The sequence below is a fragment of the Microbacterium sp. MAH-37 genome (assembly GCF_009758255.1).
GTDB lineage: Bacteria > Actinomycetota > Actinomycetes > Actinomycetales > Microbacteriaceae > Microbacterium.
This window is the reverse complement of the sequence record NZ_WSEN01000010.1, coordinates 538911-564266: the sequence shown is the minus strand read 5'-3', so window position 1 is coordinate 564266 and position 25356 is coordinate 538911. Positions and strand designations below refer to the sequence as shown.

Genomic DNA, 25356 nt, shown 5'->3' with positions numbered 1-25356 from the left:
GGTGGAAAACCGCCACGAGTGGCATGATGGACAGCATTCGCAGGAAAACTGCCAACTTGAATCGAGTGCCGATGAAGACCGTCGCCTGCATCATCCAGCCCGGGTTCGCCCCCTTCGAGTTCGGCATCGCGTGCGAGGTGTTCGGCCTCGACCGCTCCGACGACGGCGTGCCGAACTTCGACTTCCGCGTGGTCGCCGCCGATGCCGGAGAGGTGCCCTCGAAGCTGGGCTTCACCGTCGGGGGAGTGGGCGACCTCTCCTTCGCGCGCGAGGCCGACGTGCTCGTGCTGTGCCCGTTCCCGCGCGAGCAGTGGGACTCGGTCGATCCCCGCATTCTGGACGTGGTCCGCGAGGCGAGCGAGCGCGGCGCGTGGATCCTCAGCGAGTGCAGTGGCGTCTTCGCGCTCGCCGAGGCCGGGGTGCTCGACGGACGCCGCGCGACGACGCACTGGATGTACGCCGACGTGCTGGCCGAGCGGTATCCCGCGGTCACGGTCGACCCCGACGTGCTGTTCGTGCACGACGGCCGCATCATCACCAGCGCCGGCACCGCGGCCGGCATCGACGCGTGCCTGTCGCTGCTGCGCATCGAGCTGGGGGCCGAGCTCACCAACCGCATCGCGCGCCGGATGGTCGTGCCTCCGCAGCGCGACGGCGGGCAGGCGCAGTTCATCGATCGGCCGATCCCGGTCGTCGTCGAGGCCTCGCTCTCGAGCCTGGCGAACTGGGCCGTCGAGCACCTCGGCGACGACCTGCCGGTCGAGCGCCTCGCCGAGCGCGCGCACATGTCGCCGCGCACGTTCGCACGACGGTTCAAGGCAGAGCACGGTGTCACGCCCGCAGTCTGGCTGACCAGGCAGCGCGTGATCCAGGCGCAGCGGATGCTGGAGCGCACCGAAGCGGGCATCGATCAGATCGCCGCGGAGTGCGGCTTCGGATCGGCGGCGGTGCTGCGGCAGAACTTCGCCCGCATCGTCGGGACCAGCCCTACTGCCTACCGCGCGGCGTTCAGCTGCGTCGAGGAGTCCGTCGTCTGATCCTCGAAACATTCCGAAACTCTTGCTTATTGTCTCGGCATCCTTCTATGTTTTTGTTGCAAGCAGAAACATATGCGTCACGCCTGTGACGTCTGTGTCCGACGACGAAGTCAGGAGAGAGATCCATGCGCCGATCGACCCGTTCCCTGTTGGTGGCCACGGCCGCCGCAGCACTGGTGCTGCCGTTGTGCGGCGTCACCGCAGCGAACGCCGCCCCGCCCTCGTTCAGCAACTCCGACAAGGACGCGCTGCGCAACCAGGCTCCCGTCGATCTCGCGATCGGCAGCGCGGCCTGGGGGCAGCAGGAGCTGACGGACTACGACCCCGCAGCCCCGACCGAGTTCCAGAACGTGCTCAGCAGGCAGTTCTCATCGATCTCGCCCGAGAACGACATGAAGTGGGACGCTGTGCACCCGGCACCCGACGTCTACGACTTCACGTCGGCCGATGCGCTCGTCGCATTCGCTCAGGCGAACCACCAGAAGGTGCGCGGCCACACCCTGGTCTGGCACAGCCAGAACCCGGCATGGGTCACCGAGGCCAGCAAGACCTGGACCTGCGACGAGGCGAAGAGCGTTCTGGAGGACCACATCCGCACGGTCGTCGGCCACTTCAAGGGCCAGGTGTACGAGTGGGACGTCGCCAACGAGATCTTCAAGGACACCTGGGATGCCGGCGGCGTGTCGCTCCGCACCGACAGCAACCCCTTCCTCAAGGCCTGCGCCGACGACCCGGTCGGCCTCCTCGCCGACGCGTTCACCTGGGCGCATGAGGCGGACCCCGACGCGGTGCTGTTCCTCAACGACTACAACGCCGAGGGCATCAACGAGAAGACGGACGCCTACTACGACCTCGCGCAGCAGCTGCTCGACCGTGGCGCCCCGCTGGGTGGGTTCGGCGCGCAGGCGCACCTGAGCCTGCTGTACGGCTTCGACACGTCACTCCAGGCGAACATGGAGCGCTTCGCCGCGCTCGGGCTGAAGGTGGCCATCACCGAGGCCGACGTGCGCATCCCGCTGCTGGACGGAGAGATGGAGCCGACCGCCGACCAGGTCGCCACCCAGACGGAGCGGTACCAGGCGCTGCTCGAGGCGTGCCTCAACGTGAAGGCGTGCTCGTCGTTCACGGTCTGGGGCTTCTCGGACGCGCACTCCTGGGTGCCCGGCGTCTTCCCCGGTGAGGGCTGGGCGACGATCATGGACGAGTCCTACGCGCCGAAGCCCGCTTTCCAGGCGCTGCTGACCTCGCTGGAGGACGCGACGCCCGGCGTCTCCCCGCGCCGCGGCTGACCCGCATCGAGTGAGACCGGAGCCGCGGGGGAGCCCGACCTCCTACAGCTCCGGTCTCAACCGTTGCGGGTGTTCGCCCGCCGCACCCGCATCGAGTGAGACCGGAGCAGGGGTGGGCGGAGCCGAACTACGGCAGACTTGACGGTGTGAACATCGTCGTCGGGGTCACGGGCGGGATCGCCGCCTACAAGGCAGTGCAGCTGGTCCGGCTGCTGACCAAGGGGGGTCATGACGTCACCGTCGTGCCCACCGACGACGCGCTGCGCTTCGTCGGCCTGCCGACCTGGGAGTCGCTCAGCCGCAACCCGGTGACCACGAGCGTCCACGAGGACGTCGCCCGAGTGCGGCACGTCGCCCTCGGGCAGAATGCCGATCTCGTCGTCATCGCGCCCGCCACGGCCAACACCATCGCGAAGATGGCCGCGGGCATCGCCGACGACCTGCTCGGCACCACCCTGCTCGCGACCGAGGCGCCGGTCGTGATCGCCCCGGCCATGCACGCCGAGATGTGGCGGCATCCGGCGACGCAGGCGAACATCCGCACCCTGCGCGAGCGCGGGGTGCTCATCGTCGGTCCCGCCGAGGGTGAGCTGGCCGGCGGCGACTCGGGTCCGGGACGCATGTCCGAGCCGGAGGAGATCCTGGATGCCGCGCACGCGGCGCTCGCGCCGCAGGACCTCGTCGGCCTCACCGTGGCGGTGTCAGCGGGCGGCACCCGCGAGCCGATCGACCCGGTGCGCTTCCTCGGCAATCGCTCCAGCGGTCGGCAGGGGGTCGCGCTCGCGGCAGCCGCCGCCGCGCGCGGCGCCGACGTGGTGCTGGTCGCCGCGCACGTCGAGCAGGACGTGCTGGCGGATGCCCGGCACCCGGGCATCCGCGTCGAGAAGGTCGAGACGGCGGCGGAGCTGGCCGACGCGATGCGTGCGGTCGCGCGCGACGCGGACGTGATCGTGATGGCCGCGGCCGTCGCCGACTACCGGCCCGCCGAGCCCGCCGCGCACAAGCTCACCAAGGAGGACGGCGTGCTCACGCGCATCGACCTCGTCGAGAACGAGGACGTCGTCGCCGGTCTGGCGGCGAACCGCCCGGGTGAGCAGACGATCGTGGCCTTCGCAGCGGAGACGCTCGCCGACCCCGAGCAGCGGCGCGAGCGCGCTCGCCGCAAGAGGGAGCGCAAGGGCGTCGACCTGCTCGCGGTGAACAGAGCGGATGCCGCGCATGGCTTCGAGCGCGCAGACAACGCGGTCGAGATCATCGGCGACGGCGGCGAGGTCGTTGCCGAGCGGTCCGGCTCCAAGACCGAGGTCGCAGACGCGATCTGGGATGCGGTCCTCGTCTACCGCGCAGAGTGAACAGGTACAGTTGCACGACCCGGGAACACCCGCACGAGCGGATGCCGATTCTCGGCGTGCATCCGTTCCCGCGTCGTGCATCCGTGCCGGGGCATGCTGGCGCCGTCCGATTCACCGCGCTAAACTTTTCGTACTGTAGAAATCTACTTCCATGAAATGGAATAACTAATGAACGCTCCGCTGCCCGCCTCGAACACGCGCGAGATCGCGCCCGAGCTCGCCCGTTCCTGGCTGCTCGTCGCGGCGACGCGCCCCGACACCTTCGACGCCGCCGCCGCCTCCCATGCCGACGCCGTCGTCCTCGACATCGAGGACGCAGTGGACGCCAGTCACAAGGATGAGGCCCGCGACGACGTCATCCGCTGGCTGAGCACCGAGGGCAACAGCGCCTGGGTGCGCATCAACGACGCCACCAGCGAGCACTGGAGTGCCGACATCGAGGGCCTGCGATCGGCCCGAGGTCTGCGCGGCGTGATGCTCGCGAAGACCGAGTACGGCGGGCAGGTCATGGACACCTTCAACCGCCTCGGCGCCCAGGTGCCCGTGGTCGCTCTGGTCGAGTCGGCGATCGGCATCGAGAACGCCACCGAGATCGCTCGCGCCAAGGGTGCCTTCCGCCTGGCCTTCGGCAGCGGCGACTTCCGCCGCGACACCGGCATGTCCGCCGACCGCGAGGCGATGGCGTATCCGCGCGCTCGCCTGGTGATCTCCAGCCGCGCCGGCGGCCTGCCCGGTCCGATCGACGGCCCGACCGTCGGGTCCAGCCACCCCATCCTGCGCGAGCAGTCCGCGATCACCGTGTCGATGGGGATGACCGGCAAGCTCTGCCTCTCGACCGACCAGACACCCGTCGTCAATGAGGTCATCAGCCCGACGCGCACCGACGTCGAGTGGGCCTACGAGTTCCTCGAGGACTTCGACGCCCGCGGGCGCATCGTGCGCGACGGCAGCGACCTGCCGCGCCTGGGCCGCGCACGCAAGATCATGCAGCTCGCGGAGGCCTTCGGAGTCACGCCGAGCGGCCTGTGACCGCCCTGCGACGGGCTCACGGACCCATACCGAAGAAGAAGGAGACACCCATGTCCGAACGACTCGCCGCGGGCGACGTCGCCCCCGCGTTCACCCTGTCCGACGCCGACGGCGTCACCACCGCGCTGTCCGACTACCGCGGGAAGAACGTCGTCGTGTACTTCTACCCGAAGGCGGCGACGCCGGGCTGCACCACCGAGGCATGCGACTTCCGCGACAGTCTGTCCTCGCTCGCCGCCGCCGGCTACGCCGTCGTGGGTGTCTCGCCCGACGAGGTCGCCGACATCAAGTCGTTCTCGGATGCCGAGGGGCTGACCTTCCCCCTCCTGGCCGACACCGACGCCTCCGTCGCGCGCGCCTGGGGCGTGTGGGGCGAGAAGACGGTCGACGGCCGCACGTTCGAGGGCGTCATCCGCTCGACCTTCGTGCTGGACGGCGAGGGCGTCGTGCAGCGTGCCGAGTACGGCGTCGACGCGAACGGTCATGTCGCGCGCCTGCGCGAGGAGCTCGGCGTCTGAGTTCTCGCGTCGCGGAAGAATCTTGGCGGGCGGGGTTGACAGACCCCGCCCGCCTTCTGCATACTAATTGCACATGCTGAAAGAACAGTTCCGGGATACGGAATCGAATCTTCTCGGAGATTCCCGTATAGCCTTACACCCCGGATGCCAGCATGACTTGAGGTACGAAGATGTCGCTCGAGGAGTTCAACGCTCTTCCGCGTGAAGACGCAGTCAGCATCGTCAAGCCGGCGCTCGATGTCGCCCGCTGGATCGATGCGATCGTCGATTCCCGTCCGTTCGGATCGGTCGACGAGATCACCGCAGCCGCCGCCGTCGTGGCAGCGCCGCTCTCCGAGGCGGAGATCGACGGGGCGCTCGCGCACCACCCCCGCATCGGTGAGCAGCCGAAGGGCGCCACAGCCGAGGCCGCGCACTCGCGCAACGAGCAGGCCGGTGTGGACGCATCCGCCGCGGCAGCCCTCGCCGAGGGCAACCGCGCCTACGAGGCGAAGTTCGACCGCGTGTACCTGGTGCGCGCCGCCGGGCGCTCCGCGGACGACATCCTCGCCCTGCTGCAGACGCGGCTCGGCAACACCCCCGAGCAGGAGCTCGCCGTCATCGACCAGCAGCTGCGCGAGATCGCGGCGCTTCGTCTGGTGGCGGCCATCGAGACTGAAGGAGCGCGCGCATGAGCGTCTCTCACGTGACCACCCACATCCTGGACACATCGATCGGGCGCCCCGCGCCCGGCGTCGCCGTCGAACTCGAGGCCCGAGTCGGCGACGGATGGGTCGGGATCGGTTCGGGCCTCACCGATGCTGACGGGCGGGTGAAAGCGCTCGGCCCGGAGCGGCTGGAGAGCGGTGCCTACCGCCTCCGGTTCGACACCGCGGCCTACTTCGCCGGCATCGAAACGGACACCTTCTTCCCGGAGGTGGTGTTGACCTTCCTGGTCGACGCTGAGCAGGCGCACTATCACGTGCCGCTGCTGCTCAGCCCGTTCGCCTATTCCACTTACCGAGGAAGCTGAGTACGAAAATGACCAACATCATTCTGGGCAAGAACCAGTACGGCAAGGCCGAGAACCGTGTCGTCCGCATCACCCGCGACAGCCCCCGCCACGAGATCGAGGATCTCAACGTCACCTCGCAGCTGCGCGGCGACTTCGCCAGCGCCCACTTCGAGGGCAACAACGAGCATGTCGTCGCCACCGACACGCAGAAGAACACGGTCTACGCCTTCGCCAAGGACGGCATCGGCAGCCCGGAGGAGTTCCTGCTGCGTCTCGGGCGGCACTTCACCGGCGAGTTCGACTGGGTGACCGGTGGCCGCTGGGCCGCCGAGCAGTACACCTGGGCACGCATCGAGAGCGACGGCGGCGAGCACGACCACTCGTTCGTGCGCGCAGGCACCGAGACCCGCACCGCCGTCGTGCAGATCGACGGCGACGACACCACCGTCATCGCCGGCCTGCAGGACCTCACGGTCCTCAAGTCGACCCAGAGCGGCTTCGTGGGCTACCCGCGCGACAAGTACACCACCCTCCCCGAGACCGAGGACCGCATCCTCGCCACCTCCGTCACGGCGAAGTGGCGCTACAACCGCACCGACCTCGACTTCAACGAGGTCTACGCGGACGTCCGCCGCGTGCTGCTCGCCGCGTTCTCGCGCAACTACTCGTACGCCCTGCAGCACACGCTGAAGGAGATGGCCGAGGCCGTGCTCGAGGCGCACCCGGAGATCGACGAGATCCGCTTCTCGACCCCGAACAAGCACCACTTCGTGGTCGACCTGTCGCCGTTCGGCCTGGAGAACCCCAACGAGGTGTTCTTCGCGGCCGACCGCCCGTACGGCCTGATCGAGGCGTCCTTCCTGCGCGAAGGCGCCGACACCGACCACTGGTCGTGGGACGGCATCGCCGGCTTCTGCTGAACCGGCGCAGCTGAGTCGGCGAACGCCGAACAGCCAGGGGTGGGCCCGTGGGGGCGGGCCCACCTTCTTCCGTCATGCCCCCGAACGCATGCCCACCCCGAATAGCGGGTCACCGGACAAGGAGGTCCACCAATGACTGCTGCACGCAGCTCGGCCAAGAGCAAGACCAACGACAAGACAGAATCCACACGTCCGGAGGACGAGAAGCTCAGCGTCGGCTCGGCGTTCACCTACGGACTCCAGCACGTCCTGACCATGTACGGCGGCATCATCGCCCCGCCGCTCATCATCGGCAGCGCCGCGGGCGTCGACCCGCAGATGATCGGCGTCCTGATCGCCGCCTGCCTCTTCGTCGGCGGCCTCGCGACACTGCTGCAGACCCTCGGCCTGCCGTTCTTCGGATCCCAGCTGCCGCTGGTGCAGGGTGTCTCGTTCGCCGGTGTCGCGACCATGCTCGCGATCGTGAACGGCAACAAGGAGACCGGCCTCACCGACATCTTCGGCGCGGTGATGATCGCGGGACTGATCGGCCTCGTGATCGCACCGTTCTTCGCGCAGATCGTGCGCTTCTTCCCCCCGGTGGTCACGGGCGTCGTGATCACCACGATCGGTCTGTCGCTGATGCCGGTCGCCGCCCGCTGGATCACCGGCGCGGTTCCGGACGCCCCCGGCTACGCCGATCCGGTGAACGTCGGCATCGCGGCCTTCACGCTCGCGACGATCATGCTGCTGAGCAAGGTGGGCAACGCGTTCATCTCCCGTCTGTCGATCCTGATCGCGATGGTCGTGGGCACCGTGTTCGCCGTGATCATCGGCAAGGCCGACTTCACCAAGGTCTTCGAAGGGCCGGTGTTCGCCTTCCCGACGCCGTTCGCCTTCGGCGTGCCGACCTTCAACGTCGCCGCCATCATCTCGATGGTCATCGTCGTGCTGGTGATCCTCACCGAGACGACCGCCGACATCCTCGCCGTCGCCGAGATCACCGGGTCGAAGGTCGACCGGAAGCGCATCGCCGCCGGTCTGCGCGCCGACATGGCGTCTACGGCACTCGCGCCGATCTTCAACTCCTTCACCCAGAGCGCGTTCGCCCAGAACGTCGGCCTGGTGGCGGTCACCAAGATCAAGAGCCGCTACGCGGTCGCCGCCGGAGGCGCGGTGCTGATCATCCTCGGCCTGTTCCCGGTGCTCGGCCGCGTCGTCGCCGCGATGCCCACCGCCGTGCTCGGCGGCGCCGGGATCGTGCTGTTCGGCACCGTCACCGCATCCGGCATCCGCACCCTCGCGAAGGTCAAGTACGAGGGCAACATGAACCTGATCATCGTCGCCGCGTCGATCTCGTTCGGCATGATCCCGGTGATCAACCACGACATCTACTCGAACTTCCCGACCTGGTTCCAGGTGATCTTCGACTCGGGCATCAGCTCGGCCGCCATGATGGCGATCCTGCTGAACCTCGTCTTCAACGTCTGGACGAAGGGCACCCCGGAGAACCCGTCCGTGTTCGGCGCCGCGCCGGTGCGCACGATCAAGACCGACGTCATCCGGGTGCTGAAGGAGGGTGACCGTGTGAAAGACGGCAAGCTCGTCGACGCGGACGGCAAGGACGTGCTCGTGCTCGACGACGAGGTCGACTCGTCGCACCACTGACGCAGGACGCAGACGGAAGCGGGGTTCGCAGGGCCGGAAGGCCTCGCGGACCCCGCTTCCGTCTTGACAACCTCGCCGCAGAGGGCGCACACTTGTTTACGTATGATGAAAGGTTTCTTTCACATGGTGAAAGAGGATGGAAGAACGGACGAGGAGGTCCGCATGATCGGCTCCCCGCTCCGCGGATCAGCCGCGACCGCCGAAAGGCATCCCCGCCGCGGTCACCACCATTCCGGTGATGTTCGCCTCCGGTGGCAGCTGGGCCATGAACAGCACGGCTCTGGCCGCGTCGTCGACGTCGAACGTCGGCTCCACCAGGCGCGACCCGTCGGGCTGCAGGGCGCCGGAACCCACGCCGATCTCGGTCATGATGCTCGTGGCCGCGTTGCCGATGTCGATCTGGCCGCAGGAGATGCCGTCGGCACGGCCGTCCAGGTCGATCGACTTCGTCAGCCCGGTGATGGCATGCTTGCTCACCGCGTAGGCCACGGACTGCGGACGCGGCACATGCGCCGCGATCGACCCGTTGTTGATGATCCGGCCGCCGCGTGGCTGCTGGGCGCGCATCGCGCGCATCGCGGCGCGCGCGCAGAGCAGCGCGCCGGTCACGTTCACCTCGATCGTCGCGCGCCACTCGTCCGGCTCCACGTCGGCGGCGGATGCAGCGGGGCCGAAGGTGCCGGCGTTGTTGAACAGCACGTCGACGCGGCCCCATTCGGCCACGACGGCCGCGAACGCGGCATCCACGTCGGCCTCCGACGTCACGTCGGCCGGCAGCACCAGCATCCGCTCCCTGCCCTGCGCGGTCTCCTGCAGCGCCGCCTCACGGCGCCCGATCAGCGCCACCCGGAACCCGGCCTCCTGCAGGACGTGCGCGGTCGCCCGGCCGATACCCGAACCCGCACCCGTCACCACGGCGATGCGTCCGTCCATCTTCAGACCTCCTGGCGTTTCGTCTCGCTTCGCTCGCTCAACGACCGAGCTGACTCCTACATCTAACAAGAAAGGCCGACCATGTATGCAGATCGCAGCACCGGCGCACTCGGCTCCGACACCACGGACCATGACCCCGAAGAGACCGCCGAATGGCTCGAGTCGCTCGATGCGCTGATCGCGCTGCGCGGCGCCGACCGTGGCGAGTACATCGTCCGTGAACTGGTCGATCGCGCAGGGGTCGCGGCAGAGCCCAGCGCGACCACCGACTACGTCAACACCATCCCGGCATCCGCCGAGCCGGAGTACCCCGGTGACGAAGAGCTGGAGCGGCGCTACCGCGCCTGGATGCGCTGGAACGCCGCCGTGCTCGTGCACCGCGCACAGCGCCCCGGCATCGGCGTCGGCGGGCACATCTCCACCTACGCCGGAGCGGCGACTCTGTACGAGGTGGGCTTCAACCACTTCTTCCGCGGCAAGGACCACCCCGGCGGCGGCGACCAGGTCTTCTTCCAGGGCCACGCCTCGCCGGGCATGTACGCCCGCGCGTTCATGGAGGGGCGCCTCACCGAGGAGGACCTCGACGGCTTCCGCCAGGAGAAGTCCCGCGAAGGCCACGCACTGAGCTCGTACCCGCACCCCCGCCTGATGCCGGAGTTCTGGGAGTTCCCGACCGTGTCGATGGGCATCGGCCCGATGAACGCGATCTATCAGGCGCAGTCGAACCGCTACCTGCACAACCGCGGCCTGAAGGACACCTCCGACCAGCACATCTGGGCGTTCCTCGGCGACGGCGAGATGGACGAGCCGGAGAGCCGCGGTCTGCTGCAGCTCGCTGCCAACGACGGCCTCGACAACCTCACCTTCGTCGTGAACTGCAACCTGCAGCGACTGGACGGTCCTGTGCGCGGCAACGGCAAGATCATCCAGGAGCTCGAGGGCTTCTTCCGCGGCGCCGGCTGGAACGTCATCAAGGTCGTCTGGGGCCGTCAGTGGGACGACCTGCTGGAGCGCGACACCGAGGGCGCGCTGCTCGACATCATGAACACCACCCGCGACGGCGACTACCAGACCTACAAGGCCGAGTCCGGTGGCTTCATCCGGGAGAACTTCTTCGGCCGCGACCCGCGCGCAAAGGCGCTGGTCGAGAACCTCACCGACGACGAGATCTGGGGCCTCAAGCGCGGCGGTCACGACTACCACAAGGTCTTCGCGGCCTACCAGCAGTCGATGCAGCGCAATGGCAAGCCCACCGTGATCCTTGTGAAGACCGTCAAGGGCTACGGCCTCGGTCCGCACTTCGAGGCGCGCAACGCGACGCACCAGATGAAGAAGCTCACGCTGCAGGACCTCAAGGACTTCCGTGACCACCTGCGCGTGCCGATCACCGACGCGCAGCTCGAAGAGAACCCGTACCTGCCGCCGTACTACCACCCGGGTCAGGATGCTCCCGAGATCCAGTACCTGCAGGAGCGCCGCCGCGCGCTCGGCGGCTACCTGCCCGAGCGGCGGCCGAACGCCTCCGGCGAGATCGCGCTGCCCGACGCGAAGGCGTACGAGGTCGCGGCACGCGGCTCCGGCAAGCAGCAGGCGGCCACCACGATGGCCTTCGTCCGCGTGCTGAAGGACCTGATGCGCGACAAGGAGTTCGGCAAGCGCATCGTGCCGATCATCCCCGACGAGGCGCGCACGTTCGGCATGGACGCGTTCTTCCCGACCGCGAAGATCTACAACCCGAACGGCCAGAACTACCTCGCTGTCGACCGCGAGATCGTGCTGTCGTACAAGGAGTCCGAGGCCGGTCAGATCCTGCACATCGGCATCAACGAGGCGGGCTCGATCGCCGCGTTCACCGCCGCGGGCACCGCGTACGCCACGCACGGCGTGCCGCTCGTGCCCGTGTACGTGTTCTACTCGATGTTCGGCTTCCAGCGCACCGGCGACTCGCTGTGGGCGGCAGCAGACCAGATGACGCGCGGCTTCCTCATCTCGGCCACCGCCGGCCGCACCACGCTGACCGGTGAGGGCCTGCAGCACGCCGACGGGCACTCGCCGCTGCTCGCGGCGACGAACCCGGCCGTGGTCACCTACGACCCTGCGTTCGGCTACGAGATCGGCCACATCATGCGCGCCGGCCTGGAGCGGATGTACGGAGCGGACTCCACCGACCGCAACCACATCTACAACCTCATGGTGTACAACGAGCCGATCGTGCAGCCGGCCGAGCCGGAGGACGTCGATGTCCAGGGCATCCTCGGCGGTATCCACCGGATCGCTCCCGTGGCCGCGCCGAAGGCGCACCTGCTGGCATCCGGCATCGGCGTGACCTGGGCGCAGGAGGCGCAGCAGCTGCTGCGCGACGACTGGGGCGTCGACGCGGACATCTGGTCCGTGACCTCGTGGACCGAGCTGCGCCGTGACGCGGTCGCCGCCGAGGAGGAGGAGTTCCTCGGTCAGGGATCGCGAGTGCCGTTCATCCGGCAGCAGCTCGCGGACGCGCACGGCCCGGTCGTCGCGGTCAGCGACTACGCGAAGGACTGGGCCGATTCGGTGCGCCAGTTCGTGCCGAACGACTGGGCGACCCTCGGTGCCGACGGCTTCGGCTTCTCGGACACCCGCGCCGCCGCCCGCCGGTACTTCAAGATCGACGGCCCGTCAGTCGTCGTGCGCACCCTGCAGCTGCTCGCCAAGCGCGGCGAGGTGGATGCCGCAGTGCCGGCGCAGGCGGCCGAGAAGTACCGCCTGCTCGATGTGAACGCCGGCAGCAGCGGCTCCGACGCGGAGTGACCCGCTGACGGGTCGCTCAAGGATGGGAAACGCGGCTCCCTTCGCCGGGGGAGCCGCGTTTTCCATCTCCGGCTGCTGTCAGGGCGTGAGGGTGCGCGGCCGCCGCATCACCACGAGACCTACGACGCCGATCCACAGGACGGTCAGTCCGTTGAAGGTTGCGACCGATCCCCACCCGTTCGCCGCGAAGAACTCCGACGAGTTGTAGCCGAGGAACATCGTCGGGATCAAGGCGACCTGCAGCACGAGCACGCCCATCGCGCTCCAGCCGACCCACTTCGGCAGCACCGAGGTCTTCAGCACCGCATAGCCGAAGGCGGCGGCGAACACGGCGAGCATGATGTGGCTGATCGCGCCGTACAGCAGGTAGGTCGGCACGACCCGGGTGGGGTCGATCCACTCCTCGGTGCGGATCGCGGTGCTGCCCTCGAGGCCCTTGGCGGTCAGGTCGACGATCGTCCAGGCGACGCCCGCGGTGCCCGCCACCGCGCCGAACCACTCGTACCGTGCGTCTCGCTCTGCGATCAGGTATCGGATCCCGGTCATGAAGACGAGGATGCCGGTCAGCGCGAGGAAGCTCAGCAGTGTCCGGGTGAGGATCAGCTCGTCGGGCATGAGCGAGCCGTGGTCGGTTCCGCAGACGGACTCCTCGCAGGCAGGCACCACGAAGTACAGCGGGATCTCGATCATGGCGAAGAAAGCGCCGAGGACCGCAGACAGGCCGGCCCAGCGGCGGGCGCGGGATGGAAACTGTGTATGCAATGAAGTGTTCATGCCGTACACAATATGACTAACTGTGCAAGCCGTCTACTATTTCTTTCAGGAGGATGCTGCACATGACCGATCTCGACGCTCTGCCCCCCGGGCTCGCCGCCGCCTGGGGCGTCGCCGAGCCGTCAGGACGACGCGGGCCGAAGCCCGCGCACTCCGTCGACGAGATCGTCGCCGCCGCGTCCTCGCTCGCCGACGAGGAGGGCATTGCCGCCGCGTCGCTGCCGCGGGTCGCCGCCGCCGTCGGTGTCAGCACGAACGCGCTCTACCGCTACGTGTCGTCGAAGGAGGAGCTGATCGTCCTCGTCGCCGACCGTGCCTGGGGTGAGCCACCGCAGCTGCCCTCCGGAGACTGGCGCGCTGCCGCGCGGTCATGGGCCCGCCGTCTCTTCGAGCGGTTCTCGGCGCGGCCCTGGCTGCTGGACGTCCCCGCGACCGTGCCTCTCACGCCGCACAACGCCGCGTGGCTCGATGTGCTGATCACCGCGCTCGAGCCCACCGGAATGGCGCCGGACGAGATGCTCGACTGCGCCTACCTGCTCGACAGCCACGCGCGGTACGGCGCGAACCTGCGTCGCAGCAGGCCGACGCCCGCGGCGCTGCGCGGCGCGGGGCCGGAGCGGGCGGGGACGGTGGGCGCGGTGCGCGGATTCCTCGACGAACAGCTTCGCGCGCGCGGGCTCGACGCCGTGGCGCGGGTGATGAAGGACCCGTCCTTCCTCGCCGAGGAGCCTTCGATCGACGGCTTCGAGTTCGGTCTCGCGCGCATCCTCGACGGCATCGAGGCGCACCTGCAGTGACCGACGAAGAAGGCCCCCGGATCGCTCCGGAGGCCTCCTCGTCACCGCGGCCGTCAGGCCGCGAGATCCGCAGAAATCGCGTCGGCCGCCTGCCGCAGCAGCGGGATGGCGCGCGAGGCGAACTCCTCGGTGACGCGCGAGATCGGTCCGGACACCGACACGGCCGTCAGCGTCGGAGCATCCGGCACCGCCATCGCGTAGCACCGAACGCCGATCTCCTGCTCCTGCTCGTCGATCGAGTAGCCGCGCTCGCGGATGCGGTCGAGTTCGGCGATCAGGTCCTCGACGGTGCCGATGCTGTACTCGGTGGGTGTCGCCATGCCAGTGCGGCTGACGATGCCGCGCACCGTGTCGTTCGGCAGTTGCGCGAGGATCGCCTTGCCCACGCCGGTGTCGTGCACGTTGGCGCGGCGCCCGACCTCGGTGAACATGCGCATCGAGTGCTGGGACTGCACCTGCGCGACATAGACGACCATGTCGCCGTCGAGCACGGCCATGTTCGCGCTCTCGCCGAGCTGATCGACGAGGTTCTTCAGCTGCGGGCGCGCGAGCGCGCCGAACTGGCGGGCGGCGCCCTCGCCGATGCGGATCAGCCGCGGGCCGAGTGCGTAGCGCCGGTTGGGCAGTTGGCGGGCGTACCCGAGGGCGACCAGGGTGCGCAGCAGACGGTGGATGGTGGGCAGCGGCAGGTCCGTCGATGCGGATAGTTCGCTGAGGGTGACGTCGCCGCCGGCATCCGTTATCAGCTCGAGCAGCTCGAAGACACGCTCCACTGACTGGACTCCGGACGCCGAGCTCTTGGCGGGCTTCATCGCATCGACCATGGTCACTCCTCAATATTCGTCTTGTAATTCCATCATGCGAAAGGCCTTTGCCGGAAACTCGGCAACCATTCGGTATACCACTTGCGGAAAACTTTCGCTAAGTAGATAATAGTGTCCACGATACGAAAAACAAGCTCTCGAAGGGGAGGCATCATGGCGAACCCGGGTCCCGGAAACTCCATCACCCTGCGCATCGACGCGCCGTCCAACTTCAGCGTGACCAGCGAGCTCGCGGCGACCGCCGCCGACGCGGGGGCGGTCATCACCGCACTCGACGTCGTCGAGTCGCACCCGACGACGATCGTCGTCGACCTGACCTGCAACACCATCGACGAGGACCACGCCGACCGCATCCGCGACGCCGTCGAGGCGCTCGACGGCGTCACCGTGCGTCAGGTCAGCGACCGCACCTTCCTCATGCACCTCGGCGGCAAGCTCGAGGTCGTCCCCAGCGTCCCGCTGCGCAACCGCGACGACCTGTCCCGCGCGTACACCCCCGGTGTCGCCCGCGTCTGCATGGCGATCGCGGAGGACAAGAGCAAGGCCCGCAAGCTCACCGTCAAGCGCAACACCATCGCCGTGGTCACCGACGGCTCCGCCGTCCTCGGCCTGGGCAACATCGGCCCCGAGGCCGCGCTGCCCGTCATGGAGGGCAAGGCCGCCCTCTTCAAGCAGTTCGCCAACGTCGACGCCTGGCCGGTCTGCCTGGACACCCAGGACACAGAGGAGATCATCAAGATCGTCAAGGCGATCGCGCCCGTCTACGGCGGAGTGAACCTCGAGGACATCGCCGCCCCACGCTGCTTCGAGATCGAGGCCCGTCTGCGCGACGAGCTCGACATCCCCGTCTTCCACGACGACCAGCACGGCACTGCGATCGTCACCCTTGCGGCGCTGCACAACGCGCTGAAGGTCACAGGCAAGAAGATCGAGGACGTCCGCATCGTGCTCTCCGGCGTCGGCGCGGCAGGCAACGCGATCGCCCAGCTGCTGCTCGAGCAGGGCGCGGTCGACATCGTCGCCTGCGGCCGCAACGGTGCGATCAACCGCGACGACGAGTACACCGACGCGCACCGCATCGAGCTCGCCGCCACCACCAACCCGCGCAACTTCAAGGGCTCCCTCAAGGAGGCCGTGGTCGGCGCAGACGTGTTCATCGGCGTCAGCGCCCCGAACGTGCTCGACGAGAACGACATCGCCGCGATGGCGGACGACGCGATCGTGTTCGCCATGGCCAACCCGACCCCCGAGGTCGACCCGGTCGTCGCCTCCAAGCACGCCGCCGTCGTGGCCACCGGCCGCAGCGACTTCCCGAACCAGATCAACAACGTGCTGGCGTTCCCCGGCTTCTTCCGCGGTCTGCTCGACGCGGGCGTGTCCGACATCACGCCACCTATGCTGGTCGCAGCCGCCGAGGCGATCGCGAGCCGCGTCGACGATGAGGAGCGCAACGCCAGCTTCATCATCCCCAGCGTGTTCGACCCCGAGGTGGCGGGCGCCGTCGCCGAGGCGATCGTGCGCGTCGTCAAGGCCGGCAAGGAGTGAAGGATTTGACCGTCGATTCCACACTGGGCGAGCAGGACCTCGCCGTCGTCGACTCCGCGCTGAGCGGCACCGACACGCTGCTCGCGACCGAGTATCCCGGGGATGACGGCTCGCGCCAGCCCGTGCACACACTGTACGTGCCGGCCGACCGCTTCACCCCGGAGCTGACCGCGCAGCTCGGCACGGATGCCGCCGCCGCGGCATCCGCGTTCGGCGGCATCGCCGCACTGGCCGAGGCCGTCGGGCTCGGGCACCTCGCCGGCGAGCTCGCCCCGCTCGTCGAGGCCAAGCTCGCGAACGAGCCGGTCGAAGACCTGCGCCTCGACTTCGAGGACGGCTACGGCTCCCGTCCCGATGCGGAGGAGGACGCCGACGCGGTCCTGGCCGCCCAGCGCGTCTCGCAGGCGGTCGCCGCCGGTGTCGCGCCGCCGTACATCGGCATCCGGTTCAAGTGCTTCGAGGCGCCGACGCGGCGCCGCGGTATCCGCACCCTCGACCTGTTCCTGACCACGCTGGTGCGCAACGGCGGCCTGCCGGATGGCCTCGTGCTCACGCTGCCGAAGGTCACGACTGTCGAGCAGGTCGAGGCGATGGTCTCGCTCTGCGAGATCTTCGAGGAGCGGCTCGGCCTTCCCTCCGGCCGTCTGCGCTTCGAGGTGCAGATGGAGACCCCGCAGCTCATCGTCGCCGCGGACGGGAGCGTGCCGGTCGCGACGCTGCTGCACCGGTCGAACGGCCGCGTCACCGCGCTGCACTACGGCACCTACGACTACAGCGCCTCGCTGCAGATCGCCGCGGCATACCAGTCGATGGAGCACCCCGCAGCCGACTACGCCAAGCAGGTCATGCAGGTCGCGGTCGCAGAGACCGGCGTGCGCCTCTCGGACGGGTCGACGAACGTCATCCCCGTCGGCGAGAATGCGGAGGATGCCTGGAAGCTGCACGCCCGCCTGGTGCGGCGCTCGCTCGAGCGCGGCTACTACCAGGGCTGGGACCTGCACGCCGCACAGCTGCCCACCCGCTATCTTGCGACCTACGCGTTCTACCGCGAGGGCTTCGCCGCCGCCGCGAAGCGCCTGGACAACTACCTGCACGGCAGCGACGCGACCATCATGGACGAGCCCGCCACCGCCCGCGCGCTGGCGCGATTCGTCGTCCGCGGCGCCGAGTGCGGTGCGATCACCGAGGCCGAGGTGCGAGAGGCGACCGGCGCCGAGCCCGAGGAGCTGATCCGGCTCGCGCACCCGAAGCTCGCCGCGTCCGAAGCATCCGTTCGATAAGGAGAAGCCATGAGCTACTACACCCCCGCCGGCGGCCTGCCGCCGCAGACCGACCTGCTCACCGACCGCGCGATCGTCAAGCTGGCGTACACCGTGATCCCGAAGGGCGTGCTGCGCGACATCGTCACCAGCAGCCTGCCCGGGTTCACGAACACCCGCGCGTGGATCATCGCCAAGCCGACGCCGAGCTCCGCGATGACGTTCTCGCAGCTGATCGTCGAGATCGCCCCCGGCGGTGGCGCGGCGAAGCCCGAGGTCGAGGCCGGGGTCGAGGGCGTGGTGTTCGTCACCACCGGTCGGCTGACCCTGACCCTCGAGGGCGAGGAGCACGTTCTCGAAGAGGGCGGCTACGCCTTCCTCGCGCCTGGGGCGAACTGGTCGCTGAAGAACGAGGGCGACGAGATCACCAGCTTCCACTGGATCCGCAAGGCCTACGAGTGGATCGAGGGCATCGACGCACCGGCATCCTTCGTCACCCGCGACCAGGACATCGAGCCGACCCCCATGGTCGGCACCGACGCCTGGCTGACCACGCGCTTCGCCGACTCGAACGACATGGCGCACGACATGCAGGTGAACATCGTCACCTTCAAGCCGGGTGGATCGATCCCGTTCGCCGAGACCCACGTCATGGAGCACGGCCTGTTCGTGCTCGAGGGCAAGGCCGTCTACCGCCTCAACGACGACTGGGTCGAGGTCGAGGCCGGCGACTACATGCTGCTCCGCGCGTTCTGCCCGCAGGCTTGCTACGCCGGTGGCCCCGGTGACTTCCGCTACCTGCTGTACAAGGACATGAACCGCCAGATCAAGCTGACCTGACGCTCGGTCCTGCCGCCGAAAGATCAGAAACGCACCTTCCCGCCGCTGGGGAGGTGCGTTTCTGATCTTTCATCGGCGGGATGCGAGGGCGCGGCGGAGACGGGGGATGAACGACGAAGCCGGAGAGAGGTCGTGCTGAGTGAGGCGGATGACGATCCAGCCGCGGTCCTCGAGGTCGCGCTGCCTGCGGATGTCTCTGCGCCACTGAGTCTGGCTGGTCCTGTGGCCGTCGCCCTCGTACTCGACGGCGATGCGCAACTCGGGATACGCGAGGTCGACGCGCGCGATGAGGACTCCGCGGTCCCGGACCTCGTGCTGGAGGACTGGCTCGGGAAGCCCGGCGGACACGATGAGCCATCGGGTCTCGGTCTCCTTCGGCGACTCGACGCCTGCTCGCACGAACGCCAGGGCGCGGCGGATCGTCGCGCATCCGGGAAAGCGTCCCCAGGCGTCCAGCCGCGCCTCGATCTGCGCCGGCGTGGTGCCGGGGCGGCCGGGCCTGAGTCCGGGATAGTTGTCCGCCTCCGTGATGAGCGCATCGATCAGGATCACAGCCTGCAGGATGGTGAGGCCAGGCGCGCACTGGAACAGTGCGGCGATCGGATCGATCACCGGCGCGCCATCGACTCGCCAAGTCTCCGCCCTGCCCGCGGCGAGGCGGTGGCCTGCGGTGCCACGTGCCCTGGGCGGGGTAGAGGTCGGCAGCACCGTCACGTCGACAGGTTCGTCGGGCTGCCAGCGCTGCGGGAAGGGCATCCCCCAGAGGCGGAGGGCGGTCCGCGCAGCGAGCCGCTGCCCCGGGCGGAGCCGGGGGAGATAACAGGCGACACGCACCGAGAAGCTCTCCGGTACGACTTGGGATCGGATGCCGTGGAAGGGCCGAGCCAGATCGGCAGCATCCCGGCGCCCGCGCCCGACGCCGTGGGCGGCGGCTTCGGACACGGAGAAGTGCGCCCCCAGCTCACGGGGCAGGCTGATCCGATGCCGCATCCGCCGATCCTCCTCGGCCGCGGCATTCCCGCCCGCCCGGTTTCCCCTGTCTGTGGACTCTCCCGCCGCCAGTGCCGCCTGTGCAGGCCGAATCACCGTGACGCTCGAAGATCGGAAACGCACCTCCACGGCCGCAGGGAGGTGCGTTTCCGATCTCTGAGCGGCGGCGGCCCGGAGTGAGTAGCCCGCAGCCCGTTGACATCCCCGGCATCCGCGCGTACGATTTCAGATAACAGAACTTTTCTTCCACGATTCGAAATCAAGGAAGACGAACCACGAGAACGAATCAAGGGTGATCACATGAGCTACACCGTGAACTGCTCGATCCTGCTGACCGACCTGCCGGTGAACGAGCGTCCGGCCGCCGCCAAGGCCGCCGGCTTCGACGCCGTCGAGTTCTGGTGGCCCTTCGCCTCGGCCGTTCCCGCGGCATCCGAGGTCGACGCCTTCGTCACCGCGATCCAGGATGCCGGTGTGCAGCTGACCGGCCTGAACTTCTTCGCGGGCGACATGCCCGCCGGTGACCGCGGCCTGGTCTCGTGGGTCGGCCGTGAGGGCGAGTTCCGCGACAACGTCGACGTCGTCGTCGCGATCGGTGAGCGCCTCGGCACCAAAGCCTTCAACGCGCTCTACGGCCTCCGCCAGGAGGGCGTCTCCGAGCAGGAGCAGGACGACCTCGCGGTCGAGAATCTTGCGATCGCGGGCCGCGCCGTCGCCGAGCTGGGCGGCATCGTTCTGCTCGAGCCGGTCTCGGGCGCCGACGCCTACCCGCTGAAGACCGCTGCGGACGCGCTGGCGATCATCGAGCGGGTGAAGAACGAGCAGGGCGTCGACAACGTCAAGCTGCTCGCCGACTTCTACCACCTGGCCGTCAACGGCGACGACGTCGCCGCCGTGATCGCCGGCCACGCCGCCGACTTCGGCCACATCCAGATCGCCGACGCCCCTGGCCGCGGCGAGCCGGGCACTGGTGACCTGCCGATCGCGCAGTGGATCGCCGACGCCCAGGCCGGTGGCTACGAGGGCGTCATCGGCCTCGAGTACAAGGCCACCCAGGCCGACCCGTTCGCCTGGACCGCGGCAACCGCGCAGGCCTGACCACACTTTCCGCGAAGGAGCGAAGACATGACCAACATCGCATTCATCGGGCTCGGCATCATGGGCCTGCCGATGGCCAAGAACCTCGTGAACGCCGGCTTCGACGTGACCGGCTTCAACCGCAGCCCGGAGGCGATCGAGAAGCTCGTCGCCGCCGGCGGCAAGGGCGCCACCAGCATCGTCGACGCCGTGAAGGACGCCGATGTCGTCGTGACCATGGTCCCGGACTCCCCGGATGTCGCGGGCGTCGTGCAGGGTCCGGACGGCGTGTTCGCGAACGCCAAGGCCGGTGCGCTGTGGATCGACAACTCGTCGATCCGCCCCGACGTCGCGAAGGAGCTCGCCGAGGAGGCCGTTGCTGCCGGCTTCGGCGCCGTCGACGCGCCCGTCTCCGGTGGCGAGCAGGGCGCCATCGACGGCGTCCTCTCGATCATGACCGGTGGCTCGCCGGAGGACTTCGCCAAGGCGGAGCCCGTTCTGAACGCGGTCGGCAAGACCATCGTGCACGTCGGCCCCGCCGGCGCCGGCCAGACCGTCAAGGCCGCCAACCAGCTGATCGTCGCCGTCAACATCCAGGCGCTCTCCGAGGCGATCCTCTTCCTCGAGGCCTACGGCGTCGACACGGATGCCGCGCTCAAGGTGCTCGGCGGAGGCCTGGCCGGCTCGAAGGTGCTGGACCAGAAGGGTCAGAAGATCCTCGATCGCGACTTCACCCCCGGATTCCGCCTGGCCCTGCACAACAAGGACCTGGGCATCGTCACCGCCGCCGCACGACAGGCCGGCATTTCCGTTCCGCTCGGCTCGGCAGTCGCGCAGCTGGTCACCTCGCTCGTCGCCCGCGGCGACGGCGGCCTCGACCACTCCGGACTGTTCAAGCTCACCGCCGAGCTCTCCGGTCGCGACTGAGCGATCCCACACAGGGCGCCCTTCGTCTCGCTCCGCTCGCTCAGGACCCGGTTCCTGAGCGAGGAGCGGAGCGACGAGACGAAGGATCCCGAACAACTTTCTAAGGACTGAAATCATGACTCGCATGCGCGCAGTGGACGCCATCGTCCAGATCCTGATCAAGGAGGGGGCCGACGAGGCCTTCGGCCTGCCGGGCGCCGCCATCAACCCGCTGTACTCCGCGATGCGCGCCAACGGCGGCATCCGGCACACCCTGGCCCGCCACGTCGAGGGCGCCTCGCACATGGCCGACGGCTACAGCCGCACCGGCGACGGCCGCATCGGCGTCTGCCTCGGCACCTCCGGCCCCGCCGGCACCGACATGATCACCGGCCTCTACGCCGCGATCGCCGACTCCATCCCGATGCTGTGCATCACCGGCCAGGCGCCGGTAGCGAAGCTCGACAAGGAGGACTTCCAGGCCGTCGACATCGCGTCCATCGCGAAGCCGGTCACGAAGTTCGCCAAGACCGTCCTCGAGGGCGCGCAGGTCCCCGGCGTCTTCCAGACCGCGTTCCAGATCATGCGCTCCGGCCGCCCCGGCCCGGTGCTGATCGATCTGCCGTTCGACGTGCAGATGACCGAGATCGAGTTCGACATCGACACCTACGAGCCGCTTCCGGTGGCGAAGCCGGTCGCGACCCGCGCGCAGGCCGAGAAGGTGCTCGACATGCTCCTGGCCGCGAAGCACCCGGCGATCATCGCCGGTGGCGGGATCGTCAACTCCGGGGCATCCGACAAGCTCGTGGAGCTGGCCGAGACCCTCGGCGTGCCCGTGTTCCCCACCCTGATGGGCTGGGGTGCGATCGCCGACGACCACCCGCTGGCTGCGGGCCTGGTCGGCATCCAGACCTCGCAGCGCTACGGCAACGCGAGCTTCCTGGAGAGCGACTTCGTGCTGGGCATCGGCAACCGCTGGGCCAACCGCCACACAGGTGGCCTGGACACCTACCGCAATGGCCGCACCTTCGTGCACGTCGACATCGAGCCCACCCAGATCGGCCGCGTGTTCGCGCCCGACTATGGCGTGGTCTCCGACGCCGGCGCGTTCATCGACGCCCTGCTCGAGGCCGCCCGCGACCGCGTCGCCGAGCTGCCCGACTACAACGGCTGGGCCGAGGAGTGCCGCGACCGCAAGGCGCGCCTGCAGCGCAAGACCAACTTCGACAACGTGCCGATGAAGCCGCACCGCGTGTACCAGGAGATGCTCTCGGCGTTCGACCGCGACACCACCTTCGTCACGACGATCGGCCTGTCGCAGATCGCCGGCGCGCAGCTGCTGCACGTCTACGGCCCGCGCAAGTGGATCAACGCCGGCCAGGCCGGCCCGCTGGGCTGGACCGGTCCCGCCGCCCTCGGCGTCGTCCGCGGCAAGCCGGGCGAGCAGGTCGTCGCGCTCTCGGGCGACTACGACTTCCAGTTCATGATCGAGGAGCTCGCCGTGGGCGCGCAGCACAAGCTGCCCTACATCCACGTCGTGGTGAACAACAGCTACCTGGGCCTGATCCGTCAGTCGCAGCGCGGCTTCGAGATGGACTACGAGGTGTCGCTGGCGTTCGACAACGTCAACACCCCGCAGGACTCCTCGTCGATCGCCACCGGCTACGGCGTCGACCACGTCAAGGTGGCCGAGGGCCTCGGCTGCAAGGCCCTGCGCGTCGAGCGTCCCGAGGACCTCGCCGCCGGCTTCGCCGAGGCGACCCGCCTGCGCGACGAGTTCCAGGTGCCGGTCGTCGTCGAGGTCATCCTCGAGCGCGTCACGAACATCGCCATGGGCGCCGACCTCGACACCATGAACGAGTTCGAGGACCTGGCCGCGACTCCCGCAGACGCCCCCGAGGCGATCTACGCGCTGCTCGACTGAGCCGACGCTGATCATGCGCATTCTCATCGCGTCCGACAAGTTCAAGGGCTCCGCGACGGGGGCCGAGGTCGCCGCCGCTCTCGGTGAGGGGATCCTGTCGGTCCGTGCGGATGTCGTGATCGAGTCGGTGCCGGTCGCCGACGGCGGCGAGGGGACGGTCGACGCCGCCCTCGCCGCCGGTTTCACGGCGGATGCCGCAGAGGCGACGGGCCCGGTGGGGGATCCCGTCACGGCGGTGTTCGCGGTCCGCGGCCCGCAGGCCATCATCGAGATGGCCGCCGCGAGCGGGCTGGACGTGCTCCCGGGCGGTGTGCGCGCCGCCCGGGAGGCCACCAGCCGCGGCACCGGCGACCTCATCCGCGCCGCCCTGGACCGCGGGTGCACGCAGGTCGTGCTCGGCATCGGCGGCAGCGCGAACACCGACGCCGGGGCGGGGATGCTGCAGGCCCTCGGCGTCTCGCTGAAGGATGCCTCGGGGGAGGAGCTTCCCGGCGGAGGAGCCGCGCTCGCGTCGCTCGCGACCGTCGACGTCTCCGGCCTCGATCCGCGGCTGGCCGATGCCGACATCGTGCTGGCCAGCGACGTGGACAACCCGCTGCTCGGTGAGCGGGGCGCTGCGGCCGTGTTCGGGCCGCAGAAGGGGGCATCCGCTGCGGATGTCGCGGAGCTGGACGCCGCCCTCGCACACTTCGCGGCACTGCTGGAAGCCGAGCCGGGAGTCCGGCCGTCGACCGCCGAAGCAGGGGCCGGTGCCGCCGGCGGCGTCGGCTACGCGGCGCTCGCCGTGCTCGGCGCGCGTCGCGAGCCCGGCGTCGAGGTCGTGCAGCGACTGACCGGACTGGCCGAGCGCGTCGTCGGCGCCGACCTCGTCATCACGGGCGAGGGCAGTCTCGACGATCAGAGCCTCGGCGGCAAGACGCCGCTCGGCGTCGCCGCGATCGCCCGGGCGGCAGGCGTGCCGGTCATCGCGGTGTGCGGCCGGTCGACTCTGGATGCCGCGGCCGTGGCATCCGCCGGATTCGCGCGCGTCTACGCGCTGTCCGACATCGAGCCCGATATCGCGAAGAGCATTGCGAACGCGAAGACCCTGCTGGTCGACGTCGGGCGCACCGTCGCCCGCGACATCCTCTGACCACAGACTCGGCGGGGCGGGGACAACGGCGTCCGCCTCCCGTCGTGCCCAGCTCCTCCTCCTGGAATAGGGACATTCCTCGGGTAAGAGGGGGAGGCGTGCCAGGATGTTGCCGAGGAGGCCGGCGATGGAGCAGACCGCGGAGGCGCAGACCCAGAACGCACCGCGCAGGAAGAAGCGCGATGTCTTCGACGTGATCGCGGTGTTCGTGCTGTCGATCACCGCGGTCGTCACGGCATGGTGCGGGTTCGAGGCGTCCAAATGGGGCGGCGACATGTCGATCTCGTTCAGCCAGGCCTCCAGCGCCCGCGTGCAGGCCACGGCGGCTGAGGGGCAGGCCCGCGACGCCCGTCAGTACGACCTCACGATCTGGACGCAGTACGTGCTCGCCGAAGCCGAGGGGAACACGCAGCTCGTCTCCTACATCGAGCAGCGGTTCACTCCGGAGTTCCGCACGGCCTTCGACGCCTGGAACGCGGACGGCCGGGTCGAGCAGGGGCCGTTCGTGATGGAGGAGTACGTGCCGCCGGGCACGCTCGAGGCGAAGAAGCTCGCCGAACGCGCGGACGCGAAGTACGAGCGGGCGCTCGCGAGCAACCAGCGCGGCGACGACTACACGCTGCTGACCGTGCTGTTCGCGCTCGTGCTGTTCCTCACCGCGATGTCACAGCGCGACCTGGTGCCTTGGGTGCGCTGGACGCTGCTGTCGCTGGCGATGGTCGTCGGCGCCGCCGGGATCGTCATCATGCTGACCTTCCCGATCCTGATCTGACGCATCTGGA

Annotated in this window: 23 protein-coding genes; 19 read left to right on the top strand and 4 right to left on the bottom strand. The window is 69.0% G+C overall.

Going from position 1 to position 25356, the window contains the following annotated elements; translation table 11 throughout:
• Window positions 1–71 precede the first annotated feature (71 nt).
• The 9 genes from GON06_RS16825 (at window position 72) to GON06_RS16785 (ending at window position 8786) form a co-directional block, all read left to right on the top strand.
• The gene (locus GON06_RS16825) at window positions 72–1037 is read left to right on the top strand and encodes a GlxA family transcriptional regulator (RefSeq protein ID WP_157313462.1); all 966 of its coding nucleotides are present in this window, start codon (window positions 72–74) and stop codon (window positions 1035–1037) included.
• Between the two features lie 125 nt (window positions 1038–1162).
• A complete protein-coding gene (locus GON06_RS16820) occupies window positions 1163–2326 on the top strand; it encodes an endo-1,4-beta-xylanase (RefSeq protein ID WP_157313461.1) in 1164 nt (387 codons plus the stop codon).
• A 146-nt stretch (window positions 2327–2472) separates the two neighbouring features.
• Window positions 2473–3678: a bifunctional phosphopantothenoylcysteine decarboxylase/phosphopantothenate--cysteine ligase CoaBC gene (gene coaBC, locus GON06_RS16815; RefSeq protein WP_332837658.1), complete on the top strand. Its 1206-nt coding sequence runs from the start codon at window positions 2473–2475 to the stop codon at window positions 3676–3678.
• A gap of 168 nt (window positions 3679–3846) precedes the next feature.
• Window positions 3847–4707: an HpcH/HpaI aldolase/citrate lyase family protein gene (locus tag GON06_RS16810; protein WP_157313460.1), complete on the top strand. Its 861-nt coding sequence runs from the start codon at window positions 3847–3849 to the stop codon at window positions 4705–4707.
• Between the two features lie 50 nt (window positions 4708–4757).
• Window positions 4758–5225 carry a thioredoxin-dependent thiol peroxidase gene (gene bcp, locus GON06_RS16805; RefSeq protein WP_157313459.1) on the top strand — a complete coding sequence of 156 codons (468 nt, stop codon included), beginning with the start codon at window positions 4758–4760 and terminating at the stop codon, window positions 5223–5225.
• Window positions 5226–5395: 170 nt separating this feature from the next.
• Window positions 5396–5899 carry a 2-oxo-4-hydroxy-4-carboxy-5-ureidoimidazoline decarboxylase gene (gene uraD / locus GON06_RS16800; RefSeq protein ID WP_157313458.1) on the top strand — a complete coding sequence of 168 codons (504 nt, stop codon included), beginning with the start codon at window positions 5396–5398 and terminating at the stop codon, window positions 5897–5899.
• On the top strand, window positions 5896–6237 hold the full coding sequence (gene uraH / locus GON06_RS16795; protein ID WP_157313457.1) for a hydroxyisourate hydrolase: 342 nt from the start codon (window positions 5896–5898) through the stop codon (window positions 6235–6237). Before uraD ends, uraH begins: the two co-directional genes overlap by 4 nt.
• Window positions 6238–6245: 8 nt before the next feature.
• Window positions 6246–7139 (top strand): factor-independent urate hydroxylase, encoded by an 894-nt coding sequence (pucL, locus tag GON06_RS16790; RefSeq protein WP_157313456.1) that lies wholly within the window; start codon window positions 6246–6248, stop codon window positions 7137–7139.
• 132 nt (window positions 7140–7271) lie between these two features.
• Window positions 7272–8786: a nucleobase:cation symporter-2 family protein gene (locus GON06_RS16785; protein WP_157313455.1), complete on the top strand. Its 1515-nt coding sequence runs from the start codon at window positions 7272–7274 to the stop codon at window positions 8784–8786.
• Window positions 8787–8972: 186 nt separating this feature from the next.
• Here GON06_RS16785 and GON06_RS16780 read toward each other — a convergent pair whose 3' ends face one another.
• On the bottom strand, window positions 8973–9719 hold the full coding sequence (locus tag GON06_RS16780) for an SDR family oxidoreductase (RefSeq protein WP_157313454.1): 747 nt from the start codon (window positions 9717–9719) through the stop codon (window positions 8973–8975).
• Window positions 9720–9800: 81 nt separating this feature from the next.
• On the opposite strand from GON06_RS16780, the gene aceE reads away from it, so the two are divergent.
• Window positions 9801–12506, top strand: a complete 2706-nt coding sequence (gene aceE / locus GON06_RS16775; RefSeq protein ID WP_157313453.1) for a pyruvate dehydrogenase (acetyl-transferring), homodimeric type — start codon at window positions 9801–9803, stop codon at window positions 12504–12506.
• Between the two features lie 78 nt (window positions 12507–12584).
• On the opposite strand, the gene GON06_RS16770 is transcribed toward aceE, so the two are convergent.
• Window positions 12585–13196, bottom strand: a complete 612-nt coding sequence (locus tag GON06_RS16770; protein WP_157313452.1) for a hypothetical protein — start codon at window positions 13194–13196, stop codon at window positions 12585–12587.
• Window positions 13197–13342: 146 nt separating this feature from the next.
• On the opposite strand from GON06_RS16770, the gene GON06_RS16765 reads away from it, so the two are divergent.
• Window positions 13343–14077, top strand: coding sequence for a TetR/AcrR family transcriptional regulator (locus GON06_RS16765; protein WP_198346742.1), 735 nt, complete (start codon window positions 13343–13345; stop codon window positions 14075–14077).
• A 53-nt stretch (window positions 14078–14130) separates the two neighbouring features.
• Here GON06_RS16765 and GON06_RS16760 read toward each other — a convergent pair whose 3' ends face one another.
• Window positions 14131–14901, bottom strand: coding sequence for an IclR family transcriptional regulator (locus GON06_RS16760; protein WP_198346741.1), 771 nt, complete (start codon window positions 14899–14901; stop codon window positions 14131–14133).
• A 153-nt stretch (window positions 14902–15054) separates the two neighbouring features.
• On the opposite strand from GON06_RS16760, the gene GON06_RS16755 reads away from it, so the two are divergent.
• From GON06_RS16755 to GON06_RS16745, 3 genes are read left to right on the top strand one after another with little or no spacing between them, the layout of a single operon-like run.
• Entirely contained in the window at window positions 15055–16446 is a 1392-nt protein-coding gene (locus GON06_RS16755; protein WP_157313450.1) for an NAD-dependent malic enzyme, read from the top strand.
• A 5-nt stretch (window positions 16447–16451) separates the two neighbouring features.
• Complete coding sequence (locus GON06_RS16750; protein WP_157313449.1) at window positions 16452–17726, top strand: DUF6986 family protein; 1275 nt, start codon at window positions 16452–16454, stop codon at window positions 17724–17726.
• 9 nt (window positions 17727–17735) lie between these two features.
• On the top strand, window positions 17736–18545 hold the full coding sequence (locus tag GON06_RS16745; RefSeq protein ID WP_157313448.1) for a bifunctional allantoicase/(S)-ureidoglycine aminohydrolase: 810 nt from the start codon (window positions 17736–17738) through the stop codon (window positions 18543–18545).
• A gap of 69 nt (window positions 18546–18614) precedes the next feature.
• On the opposite strand, the gene GON06_RS16740 is transcribed toward GON06_RS16745, so the two are convergent.
• Entirely contained in the window at window positions 18615–19535 is a 921-nt protein-coding gene (locus GON06_RS16740; protein WP_157313447.1) for a hypothetical protein, read from the bottom strand.
• 300 nt (window positions 19536–19835) lie between these two features.
• On the opposite strand from GON06_RS16740, the gene GON06_RS16735 reads away from it, so the two are divergent.
• The 5 genes from GON06_RS16735 to GON06_RS16715 all read left to right on the top strand — a co-directional run bounded on the left by GON06_RS16735 (window position 19836) and on the right by GON06_RS16715 (window position 25346).
• Window positions 19836–20633: a hydroxypyruvate isomerase family protein gene (locus GON06_RS16735; protein ID WP_157313446.1), complete on the top strand. Its 798-nt coding sequence runs from the start codon at window positions 19836–19838 to the stop codon at window positions 20631–20633.
• A 27-nt stretch (window positions 20634–20660) separates the two neighbouring features.
• Window positions 20661–21539: a 2-hydroxy-3-oxopropionate reductase gene (locus GON06_RS16730; RefSeq protein WP_157313445.1), complete on the top strand. Its 879-nt coding sequence runs from the start codon at window positions 20661–20663 to the stop codon at window positions 21537–21539.
• Between the two features lie 115 nt (window positions 21540–21654).
• Window positions 21655–23442 carry a glyoxylate carboligase gene (gene gcl, locus GON06_RS16725; RefSeq protein WP_157313444.1) on the top strand — a complete coding sequence of 596 codons (1788 nt, stop codon included), beginning with the start codon at window positions 21655–21657 and terminating at the stop codon, window positions 23440–23442.
• A gap of 13 nt (window positions 23443–23455) precedes the next feature.
• Window positions 23456–24574: a glycerate kinase gene (locus GON06_RS16720; protein WP_157313443.1), complete on the top strand. Its 1119-nt coding sequence runs from the start codon at window positions 23456–23458 to the stop codon at window positions 24572–24574.
• 127 nt (window positions 24575–24701) lie between these two features.
• The gene (locus GON06_RS16715; RefSeq protein WP_157313442.1) at window positions 24702–25346 is read left to right on the top strand and encodes a hypothetical protein; all 645 of its coding nucleotides are present in this window, start codon (window positions 24702–24704) and stop codon (window positions 25344–25346) included.
• Window positions 25347–25356 lie beyond the last annotated feature (10 nt).

Bases quoted from the DNA above. Each gene is read 5' to 3' on its own strand.
- pucL (WP_157313456.1), top strand. From the start codon at position 6,246: ATGACCAACATCATTCTGGGCAAGAACCAGTACGGCAAGGCCGAGAAC.
- GON06_RS16760 (WP_198346741.1), bottom strand. From the start codon at position 14,901: ATGGTCGATGCGATGAAGCCCGCCAAGAGCTCGGCGTCCGGAGTCCAG.
- GON06_RS16810 (WP_157313460.1), top strand. From the start codon at position 3,847: ATGAACGCTCCGCTGCCCGCCTCGAACACGCGCGAGATCGCGCCCGAG.
- uraD (WP_157313458.1), top strand. From the start codon at position 5,396: ATGTCGCTCGAGGAGTTCAACGCTCTTCCGCGTGAAGACGCAGTCAGC.
- GON06_RS16770 (WP_157313452.1), bottom strand. From the start codon at position 13,196: ATGATCGAGATCCCGCTGTACTTCGTGGTGCCTGCCTGCGAGGAGTCC.
- GON06_RS16825 (WP_157313462.1), top strand. From the start codon at position 72: ATGAAGACCGTCGCCTGCATCATCCAGCCCGGGTTCGCCCCCTTCGAG.
- GON06_RS16715 (WP_157313442.1), top strand. From the start codon at position 24,702: ATGGAGCAGACCGCGGAGGCGCAGACCCAGAACGCACCGCGCAGGAAG.
- GON06_RS16755 (WP_157313450.1), top strand. From the start codon at position 15,055: ATGGCGAACCCGGGTCCCGGAAACTCCATCACCCTGCGCATCGACGCG.
- GON06_RS16735 (WP_157313446.1), top strand. From the start codon at position 19,836: ATGAGCTACACCGTGAACTGCTCGATCCTGCTGACCGACCTGCCGGTG.
- GON06_RS16785 (WP_157313455.1), top strand. From the start codon at position 7,272: ATGACTGCTGCACGCAGCTCGGCCAAGAGCAAGACCAACGACAAGACA.
- uraH (WP_157313457.1), top strand. From the start codon at position 5,896: ATGAGCGTCTCTCACGTGACCACCCACATCCTGGACACATCGATCGGG.
- GON06_RS16730 (WP_157313445.1), top strand. From the start codon at position 20,661: ATGACCAACATCGCATTCATCGGGCTCGGCATCATGGGCCTGCCGATG.
- GON06_RS16765 (WP_198346742.1), top strand. From the start codon at position 13,343: ATGACCGATCTCGACGCTCTGCCCCCCGGGCTCGCCGCCGCCTGGGGC.
- GON06_RS16745 (WP_157313448.1), top strand. From the start codon at position 17,736: ATGAGCTACTACACCCCCGCCGGCGGCCTGCCGCCGCAGACCGACCTG.
- gcl (WP_157313444.1), top strand. From the start codon at position 21,655: ATGACTCGCATGCGCGCAGTGGACGCCATCGTCCAGATCCTGATCAAG.
- aceE (WP_157313453.1), top strand. From the start codon at position 9,801: ATGTATGCAGATCGCAGCACCGGCGCACTCGGCTCCGACACCACGGAC.
- GON06_RS16780 (WP_157313454.1), bottom strand. From the start codon at position 9,719: ATGGACGGACGCATCGCCGTGGTGACGGGTGCGGGTTCGGGTATCGGC.
- bcp (WP_157313459.1), top strand. From the start codon at position 4,758: ATGTCCGAACGACTCGCCGCGGGCGACGTCGCCCCCGCGTTCACCCTG.
- GON06_RS16720 (WP_157313443.1), top strand. From the start codon at position 23,456: ATGCGCATTCTCATCGCGTCCGACAAGTTCAAGGGCTCCGCGACGGGG.
- GON06_RS16820 (WP_157313461.1), top strand. From the start codon at position 1,163: ATGCGCCGATCGACCCGTTCCCTGTTGGTGGCCACGGCCGCCGCAGCA.
- GON06_RS16740 (WP_157313447.1), bottom strand. From the start codon at position 19,535: ATGCGGCATCGGATCAGCCTGCCCCGTGAGCTGGGGGCGCACTTCTCC.